Here is a 17,942-nt window from a genome sequence, read left to right as displayed (position 1 = left end):
GTATGACAGCAGGCGGACAAGCTCAAATTGGTAACGTTGACCTCGTAAAACAACTGAACAGCGCGGCCGTGTACCGCCTGATTGACCAGCATGGGCCCATCTCGCGCATTCAGATAGCCGAACAAAGCCAGCTTGCCCCTGCCAGCGTGACCAAAATCACGCGTCAGCTTATTGAGCGCGGCCTGATCAAAGAAGTCGATCAGCAGGCCTCCACCGGTGGCCGCCGCGCTATCTCTATCATCGCAGAAACTCGCAACTTCAACGCCATCGGCGTGCGGCTTGGCCGCTATGACGCCACTCTGACCCTGTATGATTTAAGCAGCAAGACCCTGGAAGAGGAGCACTTCCCGCTGCCCGAGCGCACCCAGGAAACGCTGGAACACGCCCTGCTGAATATCATCGCCACCTTTATCGAAAACTGTCAGCGCAAAATTCGCGAGCTGATCGCTATCTCAGTGATCCTGCCGGGCCTCGTCGACCCGGAAAGCGGCGTGATCCGCTATATGCCGCATATTGCGGTGGAAAACTGGGGCCTGGTCGGGGCGCTGGAGAAACGCTTCAACGTTACCTGCTTTGTTGGCCACGATATCCGCAGCCTGGCGCTGGCCGAGCACTATTTTGGCGCAAGCCAGGATTGCGAAGACTCCATTCTGGTGCGCGTGCACCGCGGTACCGGGGCGGGGATTATCTCCAACGGGCGCATTTTTATCGGCCGCAACGGCAACGTTGGCGAAATTGGCCATATTCAGGTCGACCCGCTGGGCGAACGCTGCCACTGCGGCAACTTCGGCTGTCTGGAGACCGTCGCGGCCAATGCCGCCATTGAACAGCGGGTTCGCCACCTGCTGGAGCAGGGCTACCAGAGCCGTCTGACGCCGGATGACTGCACGATCAAAACTATCTGCAAAGCGGCCAACAAGGGCGATGCCCTGGCCTGCGAGGTGATTGAGTACGTGGGGCGCCACCTCGGGAAAACGATCGCCATCGCCATTAACCTGTTCAACCCACAAAAAATCGTCGTCGCCGGCGAAATAGTGGAAGCTGAAAAGGTCCTTCTTCCGGCCATCGAAGGCTGCATTAACGCCCAGGCGCTTAAGGCGTTTCGTAAGAACCTGCCGGTGGTGCGCTCCACCCTCGATCACCGCTCTGCAATCGGCGCCTTCGCGCTGGTCAAACGCGCCATGCTTAATGGCACGCTGCTGCAGCGTTTGCTTGAGAGCTAATCGCCCCTTTTCTGATAGCGCGTCACCTTGATACGGGCGGGCCTCGCCTGTCAGAGGTGTGAAACCTCATCGATGACGCGTATAGTTTCGTCTTTGTTAATGATTCTGGACCCACCATGACCATTCAAAACATAATTTGTGATATTGACGGCGTACTGATGCACGATAACGTCGCCGTTCCCGGCGCAGCCGAGTTTATCAAGCGCATCCTCGATAAAGGCATGCCGCTGGTAATGCTGACCAACTACCCGTCGCAAACCGGCCAGGATCTGGCGAACCGTTTCGCCACCGCTGGAATTGATGTTCCGGATAGCGCCTTTTACACCTCAGCGATGGCCACCGCCGATTTTCTGCGTCGCCAGGAAGGCAAAAAAGCCTACGTGGTGGGAGAAGGGGCGCTGATCCACGAGCTGTACAAAGCCGGCTTTACCATTACCGATGTGAACCCGGATTTTGTCATCGTCGGAGAAACTCGCTCCTTTAACTGGGAAATGATGCATAAGGCCGCCTTCTTCGTCGCCAACGGCGCCCGCTTCATTGCCACTAACCCGGATACGCACGGTCGCGGCTTCTACCCTGCCTGCGGCGCGCTGTGCGCCGGGATCGAGAAGATCTCCGGCCGTAAGCCGTTTTACGTCGGCAAACCCAGCCCGTGGATCATCCGTTCAGCGCTGAATAAAATGCAGGCTCACTCCGAGCAGACGGTGATTGTCGGCGATAACCTGCGCACCGATATACTGGCCGGTTTCCAGGCGGGGCTGGAGACTATTCTGGTGCTCTCCGGCGTCTCCACCCTCGACGATATCGACAGCATGCCGTTCCGCCCGTCGTGGATTTACCCTTCCGTCGCGGAAATCGATATTTTCTGATGCCAACCACGTCGCAGGACGTGGTTTTTCATTTCTAGCGGCCATCAGAATTACCCCATCTAATAAAAACGGCCTATAAATACGAATTCCTCAATAAAGCCGTTCAAAAGATACTCTTTTTTCACTGTTCAACAATCACGGTTGCGTTTTTTCTTTTTCCGGCCGCAAAACCCTTGCGCCTGCTCCCCCTTTACGGCATTTTCTTAAGCACGCACTCAGGCTTCGCCACGAGACGAAGCCAGCACAACATCAAACACGACAGGGTAATGGAGAAGGCTATGTGTTCTATTTTTGGCGTACTGGATATTAAAACTGACGCAGGCGAGCTGCGTAAAAAGGCGCTGGAGCTTTCCCGCCTGATGCGCCACCGCGGTCCGGACTGGTCTGGCGTATATGCCAGCGACAAAGCGATTCTGGCGCACGAGCGCCTGTCGATTGTCGACGTCAACGCCGGGGCCCAGCCGCTGTACAACGCCGAAAAAACCCATGCGCTGGCCGTTAACGGCGAGATCTACAACCACCAGGCGCTGCGCGCGGAGTATGGCGATCGCTACCAGTTCCAGACCGGTTCCGACTGCGAAGTGATCCTCGCGCTGTATCAGGAAAAAGGCCCGGAGTTCCTCGACGATCTGCAGGGAATGTTCGCCTTCGCCCTGTACGACAGCGAAAAAGACGCGTACTTAATTGGCCGCGACCATATCGGCATTATCCCGCTGTATATGGGCCATGACGAACACGGCAACTTCTATGTCGCCTCCGAAATGAAAGCGCTGGTGCCGGTATGCCGCACCATTAAAGAGTTCCCGGCGGGCAGCTACCTGTGGAGCAAAGACGGCGAAATTCGCCAGTACTATCAGCGCGACTGGTTTGATTACGACGCGGTGAAAGACAACGTTACCGATAAGAACGAGCTGCGCCAGGCGCTGGAAGAGTCGGTGAAAAGCCACCTGATGTCCGACGTGCCTTACGGCGTGCTGCTCTCCGGCGGTCTTGATTCATCGGTCATCTCGGCTATCACCAAGAAATTCGCCGCCCGTCGCGTCGAAGATCAGGAGCGTAGCGAAGCCTGGTGGCCGCAGCTGCACTCTTTCGCGGTCGGTCTGGAAGGCTCTCCTGACCTGAAAGCGGCGCAGGAGGTGGCCAACCACCTCGGCACCGTGCACCACGAAATTCACTTTACCGTCCAGGAAGGGCTGGATGCCATCCGCGACGTTATCTATCACATCGAAACCTACGATGTGACCACTATTCGCGCCTCGACGCCGATGTACCTGATGTCGCGGAAAATTAAAGCCATGGGCATCAAAATGGTGCTTTCCGGCGAAGGTTCGGACGAAGTGTTCGGCGGCTACCTCTACTTCCATAAGGCGCCGAACGCCAAAGAACTGCACGAAGAGACGGTGCGTAAGCTGCAGGCGCTGCATATGTTTGACTGCGCCCGCGCCAACAAAGCGATGTCCGCCTGGGGCGTGGAGGCCCGCGTGCCGTTCCTCGACAAGAAGTTCCTCGACGTCGCGATGCGCATTAACCCGCAGGATAAGATGTGCGGCAACGGCAAAATGGAAAAACACATTCTGCGCGAATGCTTTGAATCCTACCTGCCGGCCAGCGTCGCCTGGCGCCAGAAGGAGCAGTTCTCTGACGGCGTCGGCTACAGCTGGATCGATACCCTGAAAGAAGTGGCCGCCAAACAGATCAGCGACCAGCAACTGGAAACCGCAAGCTTCCGCTTCCCGTACAACACGCCGACCTCCAAAGAAGGCTATCTGTACCGCGAGATCTTCGAAGAGCTGTTCCCGTTGCCGAGCGCGGCGGAGTGCGTCCCTGGCGGTCCGTCGGTGGCCTGCTCTTCAGCGAAAGCCATTGAGTGGGATGAAGCGTTCAAAACCATGAACGATCCATCAGGCCGCGCGGTCGGTGTCCACCAGTCGGCCTACAAATAAGCCCAGACGGGCGGTGAAACGCAAAACGGACCCTCCGGGGTCCGTTTTCTTTTTGCCGGATTTATACCGCTGAAAAACGATAAATAACCAATAATTGCCGAATATTCCAGCGAGCTGTTCGCAACCTAACCAAACAGTCACATTACAACGATTTTCCTTGAAAAAGAGGTTGACGCTCGCAGGCCCAATACGCATAATGCGCCCCGCAACGCCGATAAGGTTACGCGAAAAAAAGATGGCTACGTAGCTCAGCTGGTTAGAGCACATCACTCATAATGATGGGGTCACAGGTTCGAATCCCGTCGTAGCCACCATCTTTTTTGCGGGAGTGGCGAAATTGGTAGACGCACCAGATTTAGGTTCTGGCGCCGCAAGGTGTGCGAGTTCAAGTCTCGCCTCCCGCACCATTCACCAGTTAGCGTTGTACGGATGGGGTATCGCCAAGCGGTAAGGCACCGGTTTTTGATACCGGCATTCCCTGGTTCGAATCCAGGTACCCCAGCCATATTTCTTCGATATTTGCGGTTCACCGCGACGGTATTGGGGTATCGCCAAGCGGTAAGGCACCGGTTTTTGATACCGGCATTCCCTGGTTCGAATCCAGGTACCCCAGCCATCGAAGAAGCAGTAAGACAATTAGGCTACGTAGCTCAGCTGGTTAGAGCACATCACTCATAATGATGGGGTCACAGGTTCGAATCCCGTCGTAGCCACCAAATTCTGGACGTATCGATACGCATCGATAAATCCGCAAACAATTTGTTGGGGTATCGCCAAGCGGTAAGGCACCGGATTCTGATTCCGGCATTCCGAGGTTCGAATCCTCGTACCCCAGCCAAATTTAAAAGTCGTTCAGCAGTGAACGCACTGTTGCCCTCAACCGGCATAGTTACGGTCAAGCGCAACAGACAATTGGGGTATCGCCAAGCGGTAAGGCACCGGATTCTGATTCCGGCATTCCGAGGTTCGAATCCTCGTACCCCAGCCACTTCAATGCAAAAAAGCTCACTTCGGTGGGCTTTTTTGCTATTGGCGTCCTGACATGCTTACTCCGTACTGACTGCCGGGCAGGCGCTCTCCGCTACGCCCCTGCCCGGGAAGCCGGTTTTACAAGCCTAAGGCATACTTCAGCGCCTGACGCTTCAGCACCCCGGCGCGTTCAGCCGCCATCAGGCCAATATTACGCAGCATCCGCACCGGCGCCAGGTCATTGCTGAAACCGGCATAAAACAGATCCATCCCCGACTGCATGATAAAATTATCCGCTCGCCGCCGCGCCTGGTAGCGCTTCAGCACCGGCAGGCTGGCCCAGTCTTCGCCGCGGCCGCGCGCTTCCGCCAGAATCTCCAGCAGGGCATCGACATCACGATAGCCAAGGTTAACCCCCTGCCCCGCCAGTGGATGAATGGTGTGCGCCGCATCGCCCACCAGCGCCAGGCCGGGCTGAACATACTGCAGCGCATGACGCCGGGTGAGCGGGAAGGCGCCGGCCGCCTGCGGCGTCACCCGTCCCAGCCGCGCCGGAAAGTGACTGGCGATCTCCTGCTGGAGCTGCGCCATGGTCATGCTCTGCAGCTGACGGATCCGCGCCGGGGCGTCGTACCAGACCAGCGAAGCCCAGTGGTCGAACAGCGGCAGGAAGGCGCGTGGGCCGCTGGGAGTAAACTGCTGCCAGGTGCTGTCGCCGGGATCGTCGGCGCATTCGACGCTGATCAGCATACAGGACTGCTGATATTGCCAGGCGTGCACGCCGATGCCGGCCATCTCCCGCACCTGGGAGTTAGCGCCGTCGGCGCCGATAACCAGCCGGGCGTGGATCGTCTCCCCCTCGCGCAAATGCAACGCCGTCTGCGTCTCGCCGCGCTGCATCGTTTTCAGTTCGCTACCGACGCACAGGGTAACCGCCTCATGCGCCGCCAGCGCTTGCCACAGGCCCCATTGCAGAACCTTGTTCTCGACCATATAGCCCAGCTCCGGCAGCTTGAGCTCCGCGGCGTCGAAGGCGACGTGCGCGCTCTCCCACTCCCAGGTCTCCAGACGGCGATACGCGTGGACGCGCATCGCCCGTATGGCATCCCAGACGCCGAGACTCTTCAGCAGGCCGACCGAAGCCGCGCTGATCGCCGAGATCCGCACATCCGGGGCGGATGCCGGATCGAACGCCGGTGGCGCCGCTTTCTCAAGCACCGTCACGGTAAATCCCTGTTGCGCCAGCCCTAACGCCAGGGCGCCGCCGACCATGCCGCCGCCCACGATGGCGACATCTGTTACGTGAATTGTCATGGCTATTATCCTTAAAGCAGAATCCGTTAAGTTTACCGGATTTTTCGCCCTCTTGCGGCGATAACGCTCGCACTGGTCAGGGGGCGACCAAAGCATTACAATACGCGCCCTGGAATGCGAAATTCACCCTGTATATATCCCCGCGTTTTGGATATCTATTACTGAGCATGAGCAAGTCAATGACAAAAAAACTCCATATTAAAACCTGGGGCTGTCAGATGAACGAGTATGATTCATCAAAGATGGCCGATCTGCTGGATGCGACACATGGGTATCAACTGACCGAAGTGGCGGAAGAAGCAGATGTGCTGTTGCTCAATACCTGCTCAATTCGTGAGAAGGCCCAGGAAAAAGTTTTCCATCAGCTTGGCCGCTGGAAGCTGCTGAAAGAGAAGAACCCGGACCTGATTATTGGCGTCGGCGGCTGCGTGGCTTCCCAGGAAGGCGACCATATTCGCCAGCGCGCGCACTATGTCGATATTATTTTCGGGCCGCAAACCCTGCACCGCCTGCCGGAGATGATTAACTCCGTGCGCGGCAACCGCAGTCCGGTAGTTGATATCAGCTTCCCGGAAATTGAAAAATTCGATCGCCTGCCAGAGCCGCGCGCCGAAGGGCCGACCGCCTTTGTCTCGATTATGGAAGGTTGCAATAAATACTGCACCTACTGCGTGGTGCCGTATACCCGCGGAGAAGAAGTTAGCCGTCCGTGCGACGATATCCTGTTTGAAATCGCCCAGCTGGCGGCGCAGGGTGTGCGTGAGGTCAATCTGCTGGGGCAGAACGTTAACGCCTGGCGCGGTGAGAATTACGACGGCACCACCGGCAGCTTTGCCGACCTGCTGCGCCTGGTCGCCGCCATCGACGGCATCGACCGCATTCGCTTCACCACCAGCCACCCGATCGAATTTACCGACGATATCATCGACGTTTATCGCGATACGCCGGAGCTGGTGAGCTTCCTGCACCTGCCGGTGCAGAGTGGCTCCGACCGTGTGCTGAACCTGATGGGACGCACCCATACCGCGCTGGAGTATAAAGCGATTATTCGCAAGCTGCGTGAAGCGCGCCCGGATATTCAGATAAGCTCCGACTTTATCGTCGGCTTCCCGGGCGAAACCACGGAAGATTTCGAAAAGACCATGAAGCTTATCGCCGACGTCAATTTCGATATGAGCTACAGCTTTATCTTCTCCGCTCGCCCGGGCACCCCGGCGGCCGATATGGTCGACGACGTGCCGGAGGCGGACAAAAAACAGCGTCTGTATATCCTGCAGGAACGCATTAACCAGCAGGCGATGGCCTGGAGCCGTCGCATGCTCGGCACGGTACAGCGCATCCTGGTGGAAGGCACCTCGCGTAAGAACATCATGGAGCTCTCCGGACGTACGGAGAATAACCGGGTGGTCAACTTCGAAGGTACCCCGGACCTCGTCGGTAAGTTTGTCGATGTCGAAATCGTCGATGTATATACCAACTCGCTGCGCGGTAAAATCGTGCGCACCGAAGCGGAGATGGGTCTGCGTATCGCTGAATCACCCGAATCAGTGATTGCCCGCACCCGTAAAGAGAACGATCTTGGCGTGGGAATTTACCAGCCATGATCCCTTCAGGCCTGTCGGTTCCGGCAGGCCTTGTAATTCCTCTCTCCGTCCCTATATCTACAGCAATGCTTGCGCCATTTTCCTGTGACGTAAATAATTTCCTGATTAGCCGGCCACGCGCCGCGTCCGGCCACCTGCGTAAAGAGGAATAGTTTGAACATAGACACTCGTGAGATTACCCTGGAGCCAGCGGATAACGCACGCCTGTTAGCCCTGTGCGGCCCGTTTGACGACAACATTAAACAGCTGGAGCGTCGGTTAGGCATTGAGATCAACCGCCGTGACAATCACTTTAAGCTGACCGGTCGCGCCCTGTGCGTGCACGCTGCCGCCGATATTCTGCGCAGCCTGTATGTCGACACAGCGCCAATGCGCGGTCAGATTCAGGATATTGAACCAGAGCAGATCCACCTGGCGATCAAGGAAGCGCGCGTACTGGAGCAGAGCGCCGAAAGCGTGCCTGAGTACGGTAAAGCCGTCAATATCAAGACCAAGCGCGGGGTAATCAAACCGCGTACGCCGAACCAGGCGCAGTACATCGCCAATATCCTCGATCACGACATCACTTTCGGCGTGGGTCCGGCGGGTACGGGTAAAACCTATCTGGCGGTGGCGGCGGCGGTCGATGCGCTGGAGCGCCAGGAGATCCGCCGTATTCTGCTGACCCGTCCGGCCGTCGAGGCAGGCGAAAAGCTCGGCTTCCTGCCCGGCGATCTGAGCCAGAAGGTCGACCCGTATCTGCGCCCGCTGTATGACGCGCTGTTTGAGATGTTCGGCTTTGAGAAAGTGGAGAAGCTGATTGAGCGTAACGTCATCGAAGTGGCCCCGCTGGCCTATATGCGCGGACGGACGCTGAATGACGCCTTTATCATTCTTGATGAAAGCCAGAACACCACCATCGAACAGATGAAGATGTTCCTGACCCGCATCGGCTTTAACTCCAAGGCGGTGATCACCGGCGACATCACGCAGATTGACCTGCCACGCAGCACCAAATCCGGTCTGCGCCATGCCATCGAAGTACTGGCGGAAGTCGATGAGATCAGCTTTAACTTCTTCCATAGCGAAGACGTGGTGCGCCATCCGGTGGTCGCCCGCATCGTGAACGCCTATGAGGCATGGGAAGCCGCAGACCAGAAACGTAAAGCAGAGCTGGCCGCCGAGCGCAAACGCGAAGCCCAGGAACAGGAGCAAAAATGAGTCAGGTGATCCTCGATTTACAGCTGGCCTGCGAAGAGACCAGCGGCCTGCCGGACGAAGCCCTTTTCCAACGCTGGGTCGACGCCGTCATTCCGCCGTTTCAGGAGGAGTCAGAGTTAACGATTCGTCTGGTCGACGTTGCAGAAAGCCATGAGCTGAACCTGACCTATCGCGGCAAGGATAAGCCGACCAACGTCCTCTCCTTCCCGTTTGAAGCGCCGCCGGGAATTGAAATGCCGCTGCTCGGCGATCTGATCATCTGCCGTCAGGTGGTAGAGCAAGAAGCCAGCGAGCAAGGTAAGCCGCTGGAGGCGCACTGGGCGCATATGGTGGTGCACGGTAGCCTGCATCTGCTGGGCTACGATCATATCGAAGACGACGAAGCGGAAGAGATGGAAGGCCTTGAAACAGAGATAATGCTTGCTCTGGGCTATGAGGACCCGTACATTTCCGAGAAGATTGCGGAATAGCGCCCAGCCGGATGGCGGTGCTTGCGCCTCATCCGGCCGCTGTTTCTGCGTTTTACCTGCCAGAAAGTCAGGCAACCCATGCCGTCTGGCGCTGAGTTTACGCGCGACGAGCGACAGTTAAATCAACATGAGAACCCAAACGACGCCATGAGCGACGACAATTCACACAGTAGTGACACAGTAAACAGCAAAAAGGGATTTTTCTCCCTGTTACTCAGCCAGCTTTTTCACGGGGAACCGAAAAACCGCGATGAACTGCTGGCGCTGATCCGTGATTCCGGGCAAAACGACCTTATCGATGAAGATACGCGTGACATGCTCGAAGGGGTAATGGATATCGCCGACCAGCGGGTCCGCGACATTATGATCCCCCGTTCACAAATGATAACCCTGAAACGCAACCAGACGCTGGACGAGTGCCTGGATGTCATCATCGAATCCGCCCACTCGCGTTTCCCGGTCATCAGTGAAGATAAAGATCACATCGAAGGGATTCTGATGGCCAAGGATCTGCTGCCGTTTATGCGCAGCGACGCCGAAGCCTTCAGCATGGAAAAAGTGTTACGGCCGGCGGTTGTCGTCCCGGAAAGCAAGCGGGTCGACCGCATGCTGAAAGAGTTTCGCTCACAGCGCTATCATATGGCGATCGTTATTGACGAATTCGGCGGCGTCTCTGGTCTGGTGACCATCGAGGATATCCTTGAGCTCATCGTCGGGGAAATTGAAGACGAGTACGACGAAGAAGAAGATATCGATTTCCGCCAGCTGAGCCGCCACACCTGGACGGTGCGCGCCCTGGCCTCCATCGAAGACTTCAACGAGGCCTTCGACACGCACTTTAGCGATGAAGAAGTGGATACCATTGGCGGGCTGGTGATGCAGGCCTTCGGCCATCTGCCGGCCCGCGGCGAATCTATCGACATTGATGGTTACCAATTCAAGGTAGCAATGGCAGATAGTCGTCGTATCATTCAGGTGCATGTAAAGCTGCCCGATGACGCTCCCCAGCCGAAGCTGGAAGAGTAAGCGGTAGCGCTGAAATGGCCAGCCGGGAGACCGCGAGTCATACACGGTTGTAGGTGCCCCGCGTCCGGCTGGCAAAAAGAATAGCCTGTAGCAGCAGGCGTTAATTAACGGGACGATTAACCTAAATGGTATTTGCCTCTCTTCTTGAACGCCAGCGCATACGTCTGTTGCTGGCGCTGTTGTTTGGAGCCAGCGGAACGCTGGCTTTTTCACCTTATGACTTCTGGCCAGCGGCTATCGTTTCGCTGATCGGTCTGCAGGCGTTAACCCTCAACCGACGCCCGCTGCAAAGCGCCGGGATCGGCTATTTCTGGGGACTCGGGTTGTTCGGCACGGGTATCAACTGGGTCTATGTCAGCATCGCGCAGTTTGGCGGAATGCCCGGCCCGGTTAACGTCTTCCTCGTCGTTCTGCTGGCGGCCTATCTCTCGCTCTACACCGGCCTGTTTGCCGGCCTGCTCGCCCGTCTGTGGCCTAAAACTAACTGGATACGGATGGCTATCGCTGCCCCTGTCGTCTGGCAAATCACCGAGTTCCTGCGCGGCTGGGTGCTGACCGGCTTTCCGTGGCTACAGTTCGGCTACAGCCAGATTGACGGCCCGCTGAAAGGCCTCGCGCCGGTGATGGGCGTCGAGGCGATTAACTTCCTGCTGATGGTAGTCAGCGGCCTGCTGGCCCTGGCCCTCGTCCAGCGCAACTGGAAGCCGCTGGCGATTGCCGCGCTGCTGTTCGCCCTGCCGTTCCCGCTGCGCTATATCCAGTGGTATCAGCTGCTGCCGGCGCGCGCGACCCAGGTCTCGCTGGTGCAAGGCGATATCCCACAGGCCATGAAATGGGACGAAAAGCAGCTGGTCAATACCCTGAAAACCTACCTGGCGCTGACCCAGCCGCATATCGGCCACTCGCAGCTGATTATCTGGCCTGAATCGGCGATCCCGGATCTGGAGATCAACCAGCAGCAGTTCCTCAGCATGATGGACGATCTGCTGCGCGCAAAAGACAGCTCGCTGATCACCGGCATTGTCGATGCGCGTCTCAACAAGCAGAACCGTTACGATACCTACAACACCATCATTACTCTCGGCAAAGATAACCCGTACCGCTACGACTCGACCAACCGCTACAACAAGAACCATCTGGTGCCGTTCGGCGAGTTTGTACCGCTGGAGTCGATTCTGCGTCCGCTGGCGCCGTTCTTTGACCTGCCGATGTCCTCCTTCAGCCGCGGCCCCTACGTGCAGCCGCAGCTGATGGCGCATAACCTGAAGCTGACCGCGGCCATCTGCTACGAGATAATCCTCGGTGAACAGGTGCGGGATAACTTCCGGCCGGACACCGACTTCCTGCTGACCATCTCCAACGACGCCTGGTTCGGCAAGTCCATCGGCCCGTGGCAACACTTCCAGATGGCGCGAATGCGCGCCCTGGAGCTGGCCCGCCCGCTGCTGCGCAGCACCAACAACGGCATTACTGCGGTGATCGGCCCGCGCGGCGAGATCCAGAAGATGATCCCGCAGTTTACCCGCGAGGTGTTGACCACCACCGTGACCCCCGCCAGCGGCTTAACCCCTTACGCCCGCACCGGCAACTGGCCGCTATGGGCGCTGACGGCGCTGTTTGGTTTCGCCGCGCTGCTGATGAGCCTGCGCCAGCGTCGCCGATAAGTTTCTCCGCCGGCGACGCCCGTCGCCGGCTTTTTCTTCCCATCATCTGCCACTCTGGCACAGTCATTGCTTTATTTAACCTGGTAGCGGCATCGTCCGACCCAGTGCAACCAGGTTGCACCAGAAACGATCGGTGGTCGCGCTATTTTGGTGCAATGGAAGATATTTGCCTCCGATTGGTGCGGAGCGCTTCGCAAAAATAAACAATAAAGCAGCAAAATCTTTACATTAAGCCAAACTAAATGCTAACAAACACATACAAATGCGGCACGTGGACGCGTGCCCCCAATAACAACACACACAATCACAATGGGTATCAATAGCGTCGCTGACGCTGCGGATAAGGAGTTGGATATGCAATTACGTAAACTGGCCACGGCAATGCTGGTAATGGGAATGACCGCTGGTCTGGCGCAGGCGGAAGATGCTGCCCCGGCGGCTGGCCAGAACACCCTGGATAAGATCGCCAAAAACGGGGTTATCGTTGTCGGCCATCGTGAATCTTCGGTCCCGTTCTCTTACTACGATAACCAGCAGAAGGTTGTGGGCTACTCTCAGGATTATTCCAACGCCATCGTCGATGCCATCAAGAAAAAACTGAACAAACCCGATCTGCAGGTCAAACTGATCCCGGTCACCTCGCAGAACCGTATCCCGTTGCTGCAGAATGGCACCTTTGATTTCGAGTGCGGCTCAACCACCAACAACCTTGAGCGCCAGAAACAGGCGGCCTTCTCCGATACCATCTTCGTGGTCGGTACCCGTCTGCTGGTGAAGAAAGGCGGTCCGATCAAAGATTTCCCGGACCTGAAGGATAAAGCGGTCGTCGTCACCTCCGGAACCACCTCGGAGATCCTGCTGCATAAGCTGAACGATGAGAAAAAAATGAATATGCGCATTATCAGCGCCAAAGATCATGGCGACTCTTTCCGCACCCTGGAGAGCGGACGCGCCGTGGCCTTTATGATGGATGATGCCCTGCTGGCTGGCGAACGCGCCAAGGCGAAGAAACCGGATAATTGGGAAATCGTCGGCACCCCGCAGTCGAAGGAAGCCTATGGCTGCATGCTGCGGAAGGATGATCCGACGTTCAAGGCGCTGGTTGATGAAACCGTCGCCCAGGCTCAGACCTCTGGCGAAGCGGAGAAGTGGTTTGACAAATGGTTCAAAAACCCGATTCCGCCAAAAAATCTTAACCTCAACTTCGAGCTGTCGGACGACATGAAAGCGCTGTTCAAATCACCTAACGACAAAGCACTGAACTAATTATAACAACCAGGGGCGGGATATCCTGCCCTCCCGATGATTGTCACAGCACGGACAGACTATACGGCGGCTGGTCGTTCCCCAGCCGCCGCGAATACCGAAACAAGCTGGACAACCGTCTTCGAGGGTAGCAATGGCTACCCTTTTTTTTCCAGGAGTCATGTATGTCAATAGACTGGAACTGGGGGATATTCCTGCAACAGGCCCCCTTCGGCAACACTACCTACCTGGGCTGGCTGTGGAGCGGTTTTCAAATTACCGTCGCCCTCTCCATCTCGGCCTGGATCATCGCTTTTCTCGTCGGCTCACTGTTCGGCATTTTACGCACGGTCCCCAATCGCTTCCTCTCGGGCATTGGCACCTGCTATGTCGAACTGTTTCGCAACGTGCCGCTGATCGTGCAGTTCTTTACCTGGTACCTGGTGGTGCCGGAGTTCCTGCCGGAAAATATCGGCATGTGGTTTAAATCGGAGCTGGACCCAAACATTCAATTCTTTGTCTCCTCCATGCTGTGCCTGGGGCTGTTTACCGCCGCTCGCGTCTGCGAGCAGGTACGCGCCGCCATCCAGTCGCTGCCGCGCGGGCAGAAGAACGCCGGCCTGGCGATGGGCCTGACCCTGCCGCAAACCTACCGCTACGTGCTGCTGCCGAACGCCTACCGCGTTATTGTGCCGCCGATGACCTCGGAGATGATGAACCTGGTGAAAAACTCGGCCATCGCCTCCACCATCGGTCTGGCCGATATGGCCGCACAGGCGGGCAAACTGCTGGACTACTCCGCTCATGCCTGGGAGTCTTTTACCGCCATCACCCTGGCCTATGTTTTCATCAACGCGGTGATTATGCTGATTATGTATGTGGTCGAGCGTAAGGTTCGCCTGCCTGGCAATATGGGAGGCAAATAATGTACGATTTTGACTGGAGTTCGATCGTTCCCTCCATGCCCTATCTGCTGGCAGGGCTGGTGATCACCCTGAAGATTACGGTGATCGCCATCGTGGTCGGCATTGTCTGGGGCACTCTGCTGGCGGTTATGCGCCTGTCCAGCTTTCTGCCGCTGGCCTGGTTTGCTAAATCCTACGTCAACGTATTCCGCTCAATCCCACTGGTGATGGTCCTGCTGTGGTTCTACCTGATTGTCCCGGGCTTCCTGCAGAACGTGCTGGGACTGTCGCCGAAAACGGATATTCGCCTGATCTCGGCGATGGTGGCGTTTTCGATGTTCGAAGCCGCCTACTATTCAGAGATTATCCGCGCCGGCATTCAGAGCATCTCCCGCGGCCAGTCCAGCGCCGCGCTGGCGTTGGGGATGACCCACTGGCAGTCAATGCGGCTGGTGATCCTGCCGCAGGCCTTCCGCGCCATGGTGCCGCTGCTGCTAACCCAGGGGATCGTCCTGTTCCAGGATACCTCGCTGGTGTATGTATTGAGTCTCGCCGACTTCTTCCGTACCGCCTCCACCATTGGCGAGCGTGACGGAACCCAGGTCGAAATGATCCTGTTCGCAGGCGGCGTCTATTTTGTGATTAGCCTCAGCGCCTCGCTGTTGGTCAGCTGGTTGAAGAAAAGGACTGTGTAATGATTACCCTGAAAAACGTTTCAAAATGGTATGGTCACTTTCAGGTGCTGACCGATTGCTCCACGGAAGTGAAAAAAGGCGAAGTCGTGGTGGTCTGCGGGCCGTCAGGCTCCGGTAAATCCACGCTGATTAAGACTGTGAACGGCCTTGAGCCGGTACAGCAGGGGCAGATTATTGTCGATGGCACCGTGGTTAACGATAAAAAGACCAACCTGGCTAAACTGCGCTCGCACGTCGGCATGGTGTTTCAGCATTTTGAACTGTTCCCGCATCTGTCGATTATCGACAACCTGACGCTGGCGCAGGTCAAAGTGCTTAACCGCGATAAAGCCTCAGCGCGCAAGAAAGGCCTCAAGTTGCTGGAGCGCGTTGGCCTGGCGGCGCATGCGGAAAAATACCCGGCGCAACTCTCCGGCGGCCAGCAGCAGCGCGTGGCCATTGCCCGAGCCCTGTGTATGGACCCGATCGCCATGCTGTTTGATGAGCCCACCTCAGCGCTTGACCCGGAGATGATTAACGAGGTGCTGGACGTTATGGTCGAACTGGCCAACGAGGGGATGACCATGATGGTCGTGACCCATGAGATGGGCTTTGCCCGCAAGGTGGCGAACCGGGTGATCTTTATGGATGAAGGGAAGATTGTCGAGGATGCCGATAAAGAGGCCTTCTTTGCCAATCCGCAATCCGAGCGTGCCAAAGATTTCCTCGCCAAAATACTTCATTAATGGTTTTTCTCTGCGCATACCGCCCGGTATGCGCAGTTAATCTTTTCCGCCATATTATTCGCCAATGTTATTTATGCGGTAGATGATCGCTACTATCATTTACGTACCCAATAAACCTGGGCGATAAAAGCTGAACTTATTTATTAAATCGATCAATTCATAAAGAATTCAATAATGAATTCGTGGACCGGCATTGCCACCGCCGCTAGCATATAACGCCTCGTAACAGGTTCGTCGCATGATTATTTTATTAATTGAATATAATATTCTTGCCTGACCTCGCCTGCGCCGAAATAAAGGCCATCAATATTCTCTGCCGCTCGCAGAATAATGGATGCGCCACCAAACCAATGAAACAAATGGATATTGCTTCATGTTAATTCGATCTCGCACGCTCACCGGGCTGCTGTTTATCACGCTGGCGGGCACCTCAGCCGCCGGGGCCGCGCCATTGGCCTCTTCTACTCACCAGACGGAGCAGGATAAAGCCCGCCAGGAGGCGCTGGCGCCGCAGCAACAGGATTTTCAGTCTTCACAACAGCGCGTGGCGCCGCAGGGGATCCCTTTTCCTGAGGAAACGCATTGCAAATTGATCAACCGGGTCGATATCGACTCCGATAACCAGGCGCTCACCCGGAAATTACTGGCGAAAACCGCACGGCAGGCGCAGGGACGCTGTCTGGGTAGCGAAGGCATTCGCCTGCTGGCCTATACCTTGCAAAATGAGCTGATCGCGCAAGGCTACATCACCTCGCTGATTGATGTGCCCTCCCAGTCGCTGGAGCACGGCATACTCAGGTTCACGCTGCACTATGGCAAAGTGGGCGCTATCGACTATGCCGACGGCTCGGACACCACCCGCCTGTGGAATTCCCTACCCACCTCTTCCGGTACTATCCTGCGCTTAAGCGACCTTGAGCAAGGGATGGCCAACCTGCAGCGTCTGCCCGGCGCCACCGCGCACATGAAACTGTTGCCGGGCCAACACGAGGGAGAAAGCGATATCCAGATCGCCCGCAGCCTGGCGAAAAAATGGCAGCTTGGCGCCTGGCTTGACGACGCCGGCAGCAAAGCCAGCGGACGCTACCAGGCCGGCGGGGCCCTCTATCTCTATGACCTGACCACCCTCAACGATATCCTGTACCTTTCCGGCGGGGGCGATATTGAATTCAATCAGCATAACGACGGCAACCACAACGGCAGCCTGTATTACTCCATTCCCTTTGGCTACTGGACACTAAGCGCCTACGGGGCATACAGCCAGTATCGTCAGCAGTTTAACGGCAACTGGTCGACGATGGATTATAAGAGTAAAAATCGCTACTACAGCGCCACGCTGAGTCGTCTGCTCTCCCACACCCGGCAGCAAAAAACCACCGCCGACCTGCGGATCGCCAAGAGCACCTCGCATTATTACTTCGGCGGCAGTGAGCTACTGGTGATGCGCAAGCAGAACCCCTCATGGGAATTCACCCTCAACCACCAGCACTACTTTAACAACAAGATTGTTGATGCCAGCATCGGCATCCAGCGCAGCCTGCCGTGGCTCAGCTCGACAGCAACGCCGGAAGAGCAGGCCGGGCTGTATAGCCCGCTGTCGCGGATTGTGCATGGTAATCTGCAGGCAATGATGAAATTTGACGCCACCGGCGACAAATTTACCTGGGCTCCCCGCCTCAGCGCCCAGTTCAGCCCGGACAAACTCGCTTCCGATAATAAATTCAATATTGGTAGTCGCTGGAGCGTGCGCGGTTTTGACGGTGAAAACAGCCTGTCCGGCAATCAGGGATGGTACTGGCGCAACGATTTTATCTGGGATCTGGCCACCCACGAGCGGCAATTCTATTTGGGCGCGGATATAGGCCGTCTTATCGGCGCCGATCTATATCAAAAAGGCAAAGTGCTCTCCGGCGCCGTCAGCGGGCTGCGCGGTCAGCTATGGTCAACGCAGTACGATCTGTTTATTAGTACCCCGCTGAGTAAACCGGATAAGTTTCATAGCGACGCCCTGAATATGGGCTTTTCATTACAGTGGAGGTATTAATTCGCACATTATTGACTCGTCATATTTACATTATTTATTAATCATT

15 protein-coding genes and 7 tRNA genes are annotated in these 17,942 nt (G+C 56.6%); 20 read left to right on the top strand and 2 right to left on the bottom strand.

Translation table 11 applies throughout. The features are described 5' to 3' along the window. Positions 1-2 precede the first annotated feature (2 nt). The 10 genes from KPHS_15300 (at position 3) to KPHS_t00820 (ending at position 5,023) form a co-directional block, all read left to right on the top strand. Positions 3-1,223 (top strand): ROK family transcriptional regulator, encoded by a 1,221-nt coding sequence (locus KPHS_15300; RefSeq protein YP_005225830.1) that lies wholly within the window; start codon positions 3-5, stop codon positions 1,221-1,223. A 116-nt stretch (positions 1,224-1,339) separates the two neighbouring features. Continuing rightward, positions 1,340-2,092, top strand: a complete 753-nt coding sequence (locus tag KPHS_15290; protein YP_005225829.1) for a UMP phosphatase — start codon at positions 1,340-1,342, stop codon at positions 2,090-2,092. Between the two features lie 278 nt (positions 2,093-2,370). Then, positions 2,371-4,035, top strand: coding sequence for an asparagine synthetase B (locus tag KPHS_15280; RefSeq protein ID YP_005225828.1), 1,665 nt, complete (start codon positions 2,371-2,373; stop codon positions 4,033-4,035). Positions 4,036-4,272: 237 nt separating this feature from the next. Further along, positions 4,273-4,349: transfer RNA gene (locus KPHS_t00760), tRNA-Met, on the top strand. An 8-nt stretch (positions 4,350-4,357) separates the two neighbouring features. Continuing rightward, positions 4,358-4,442 (top strand) — tRNA-Leu (locus KPHS_t00770). A gap of 23 nt (positions 4,443-4,465) precedes the next feature. Continuing rightward, positions 4,466-4,540 (top strand) — tRNA-Gln (locus KPHS_t00780). A 36-nt stretch (positions 4,541-4,576) separates the two neighbouring features. Further along, positions 4,577-4,651 (top strand) — tRNA-Gln (locus KPHS_t00790). Positions 4,652-4,674: 23 nt separating this feature from the next. Next, a tRNA-Met gene (locus KPHS_t00800) sits at positions 4,675-4,751 on the top strand. A 47-nt stretch (positions 4,752-4,798) separates the two neighbouring features. After that, positions 4,799-4,873: transfer RNA gene (locus tag KPHS_t00810), tRNA-Gln, on the top strand. A gap of 75 nt (positions 4,874-4,948) precedes the next feature. Continuing rightward, positions 4,949-5,023, top strand: a tRNA-Gln gene (locus KPHS_t00820). A 119-nt stretch (positions 5,024-5,142) separates the two neighbouring features. On the opposite strand, the gene KPHS_15270 is transcribed toward KPHS_t00820, so the two are convergent. Then, complete coding sequence (locus tag KPHS_15270; protein YP_005225827.1) at positions 5,143-6,318, bottom strand: 2-octaprenyl-3-methyl-6-methoxy-1,4-benzoquinol hydroxylase; 1,176 nt, start codon at positions 6,316-6,318, stop codon at positions 5,143-5,145. A gap of 179 nt (positions 6,319-6,497) precedes the next feature. Here KPHS_15270 and KPHS_15260 point away from each other — a divergent pair, with 179 nt between their 5' ends. From KPHS_15260 to KPHS_15180, 9 genes are all read left to right on the top strand, one after another. Continuing rightward, positions 6,498-7,922 carry a tRNA-I(6)A37 thiotransferase enzyme MiaB gene (locus KPHS_15260; protein ID YP_005225826.1) on the top strand — a complete coding sequence of 475 codons (1,425 nt, stop codon included), beginning with the start codon at positions 6,498-6,500 and terminating at the stop codon, positions 7,920-7,922. A 153-nt stretch (positions 7,923-8,075) separates the two neighbouring features. Beyond that, complete coding sequence (locus tag KPHS_15250) at positions 8,076-9,122, top strand: ATP-binding protein (protein YP_005225825.1); 1,047 nt, start codon at positions 8,076-8,078, stop codon at positions 9,120-9,122. Next, a complete protein-coding gene (locus tag KPHS_15240; protein YP_005225824.1) occupies positions 9,119-9,592 on the top strand; it encodes a putative metalloprotease in 474 nt (157 codons plus the stop codon). The genes KPHS_15250 and KPHS_15240 overlap by 4 nt, the downstream gene beginning before the upstream one ends. A 78-nt stretch (positions 9,593-9,670) precedes the next feature. Continuing rightward, the gene (locus tag KPHS_15230; RefSeq protein YP_005225823.1) at positions 9,671-10,618 is read left to right on the top strand and encodes a CNNM family magnesium/cobalt transport protein CorC; all 948 of its coding nucleotides are present in this window, start codon (positions 9,671-9,673) and stop codon (positions 10,616-10,618) included. 125 nt (positions 10,619-10,743) lie between these two features. Then, positions 10,744-12,282, top strand: a complete 1,539-nt coding sequence (locus tag KPHS_15220) for an apolipoprotein N-acyltransferase (protein ID YP_005225822.1) — start codon at positions 10,744-10,746, stop codon at positions 12,280-12,282. A gap of 354 nt (positions 12,283-12,636) precedes the next feature. After that, positions 12,637-13,548 carry a glutamate/aspartate periplasmic binding protein gene (locus KPHS_15210; protein YP_005225821.1) on the top strand — a complete coding sequence of 304 codons (912 nt, stop codon included), beginning with the start codon at positions 12,637-12,639 and terminating at the stop codon, positions 13,546-13,548. Between the two features lie 164 nt (positions 13,549-13,712). Beyond that, on the top strand, positions 13,713-14,453 hold the full coding sequence (locus KPHS_15200; protein ID YP_005225820.1) for a glutamate/aspartate ABC transporter permease: 741 nt from the start codon (positions 13,713-13,715) through the stop codon (positions 14,451-14,453). Then, complete coding sequence (locus tag KPHS_15190) at positions 14,453-15,127, top strand: glutamate/aspartate ABC superfamily ATP binding cassette transporter, permease protein (protein ID YP_005225819.1); 675 nt, start codon at positions 14,453-14,455, stop codon at positions 15,125-15,127. Before KPHS_15200 ends, KPHS_15190 begins: the two co-directional genes overlap by 1 nt. Then, a complete protein-coding gene (locus tag KPHS_15180) occupies positions 15,127-15,852 on the top strand; it encodes a glutamate/aspartate ABC transporter ATP-binding protein (RefSeq protein YP_005225818.1) in 726 nt (241 codons plus the stop codon). Before KPHS_15190 ends, KPHS_15180 begins: the two co-directional genes overlap by 1 nt. A gap of 242 nt (positions 15,853-16,094) precedes the next feature. Here KPHS_15180 and KPHS_15170 read toward each other — a convergent pair whose 3' ends face one another. After that, positions 16,095-16,211: a hypothetical protein gene (locus tag KPHS_15170; RefSeq protein YP_005225817.1), complete on the bottom strand. Its 117-nt coding sequence runs from the start codon at positions 16,209-16,211 to the stop codon at positions 16,095-16,097. 14 nt (positions 16,212-16,225) lie between these two features. On the opposite strand from KPHS_15170, the gene KPHS_15160 reads away from it, so the two are divergent. Beyond that, positions 16,226-17,896, top strand: coding sequence for a putative hemolysin activator HlyB (locus KPHS_15160; RefSeq protein ID YP_005225816.1), 1,671 nt, complete (start codon positions 16,226-16,228; stop codon positions 17,894-17,896). The last annotated feature ends 46 nt before the right edge of the window (positions 17,897-17,942 follow it).

Source organism: Klebsiella pneumoniae subsp. pneumoniae HS11286, assembly GCF_000240185.1.
Taxonomy (GTDB): domain Bacteria; phylum Pseudomonadota; class Gammaproteobacteria; order Enterobacterales; family Enterobacteriaceae; genus Klebsiella; species Klebsiella pneumoniae.
This window is presented reverse-complemented; position numbering and strand designations above follow the sequence as displayed.

What these genes read in the sequence shown, in the direction of transcription:
- KPHS_15300 (YP_005225830.1), top strand. Translation starts at nt 3, where the DNA reads ATGACAGCAGGCGGACAAGCTCAAATTGGTAACGTTGACCTCGTAAAA.
- KPHS_15290 (YP_005225829.1), top strand. Translation starts at nt 1,340, where the DNA reads ATGACCATTCAAAACATAATTTGTGATATTGACGGCGTACTGATGCAC.
- KPHS_15280 (YP_005225828.1), top strand. Translation starts at nt 2,371, where the DNA reads ATGTGTTCTATTTTTGGCGTACTGGATATTAAAACTGACGCAGGCGAG.
- KPHS_15270 (YP_005225827.1), bottom strand. Translation starts at nt 6,318, where the DNA reads ATGACAATTCACGTAACAGATGTCGCCATCGTGGGCGGCGGCATGGTC.
- KPHS_15260 (YP_005225826.1), top strand. Translation starts at nt 6,498, where the DNA reads ATGACAAAAAAACTCCATATTAAAACCTGGGGCTGTCAGATGAACGAG.
- KPHS_15240 (YP_005225824.1), top strand. Translation starts at nt 9,119, where the DNA reads ATGAGTCAGGTGATCCTCGATTTACAGCTGGCCTGCGAAGAGACCAGC.
- KPHS_15230 (YP_005225823.1), top strand. Translation starts at nt 9,671, where the DNA reads ATGCCGTCTGGCGCTGAGTTTACGCGCGACGAGCGACAGTTAAATCAA.
- KPHS_15220 (YP_005225822.1), top strand. Translation starts at nt 10,744, where the DNA reads ATGGTATTTGCCTCTCTTCTTGAACGCCAGCGCATACGTCTGTTGCTG.
- KPHS_15210 (YP_005225821.1), top strand. Translation starts at nt 12,637, where the DNA reads ATGCAATTACGTAAACTGGCCACGGCAATGCTGGTAATGGGAATGACC.
- KPHS_15200 (YP_005225820.1), top strand. Translation starts at nt 13,713, where the DNA reads ATGTCAATAGACTGGAACTGGGGGATATTCCTGCAACAGGCCCCCTTC.
- KPHS_15190 (YP_005225819.1), top strand. Translation starts at nt 14,453, where the DNA reads ATGTACGATTTTGACTGGAGTTCGATCGTTCCCTCCATGCCCTATCTG.
- KPHS_15180 (YP_005225818.1), top strand. Translation starts at nt 15,127, where the DNA reads ATGATTACCCTGAAAAACGTTTCAAAATGGTATGGTCACTTTCAGGTG.
- KPHS_15160 (YP_005225816.1), top strand. Translation starts at nt 16,226, where the DNA reads ATGTTAATTCGATCTCGCACGCTCACCGGGCTGCTGTTTATCACGCTG.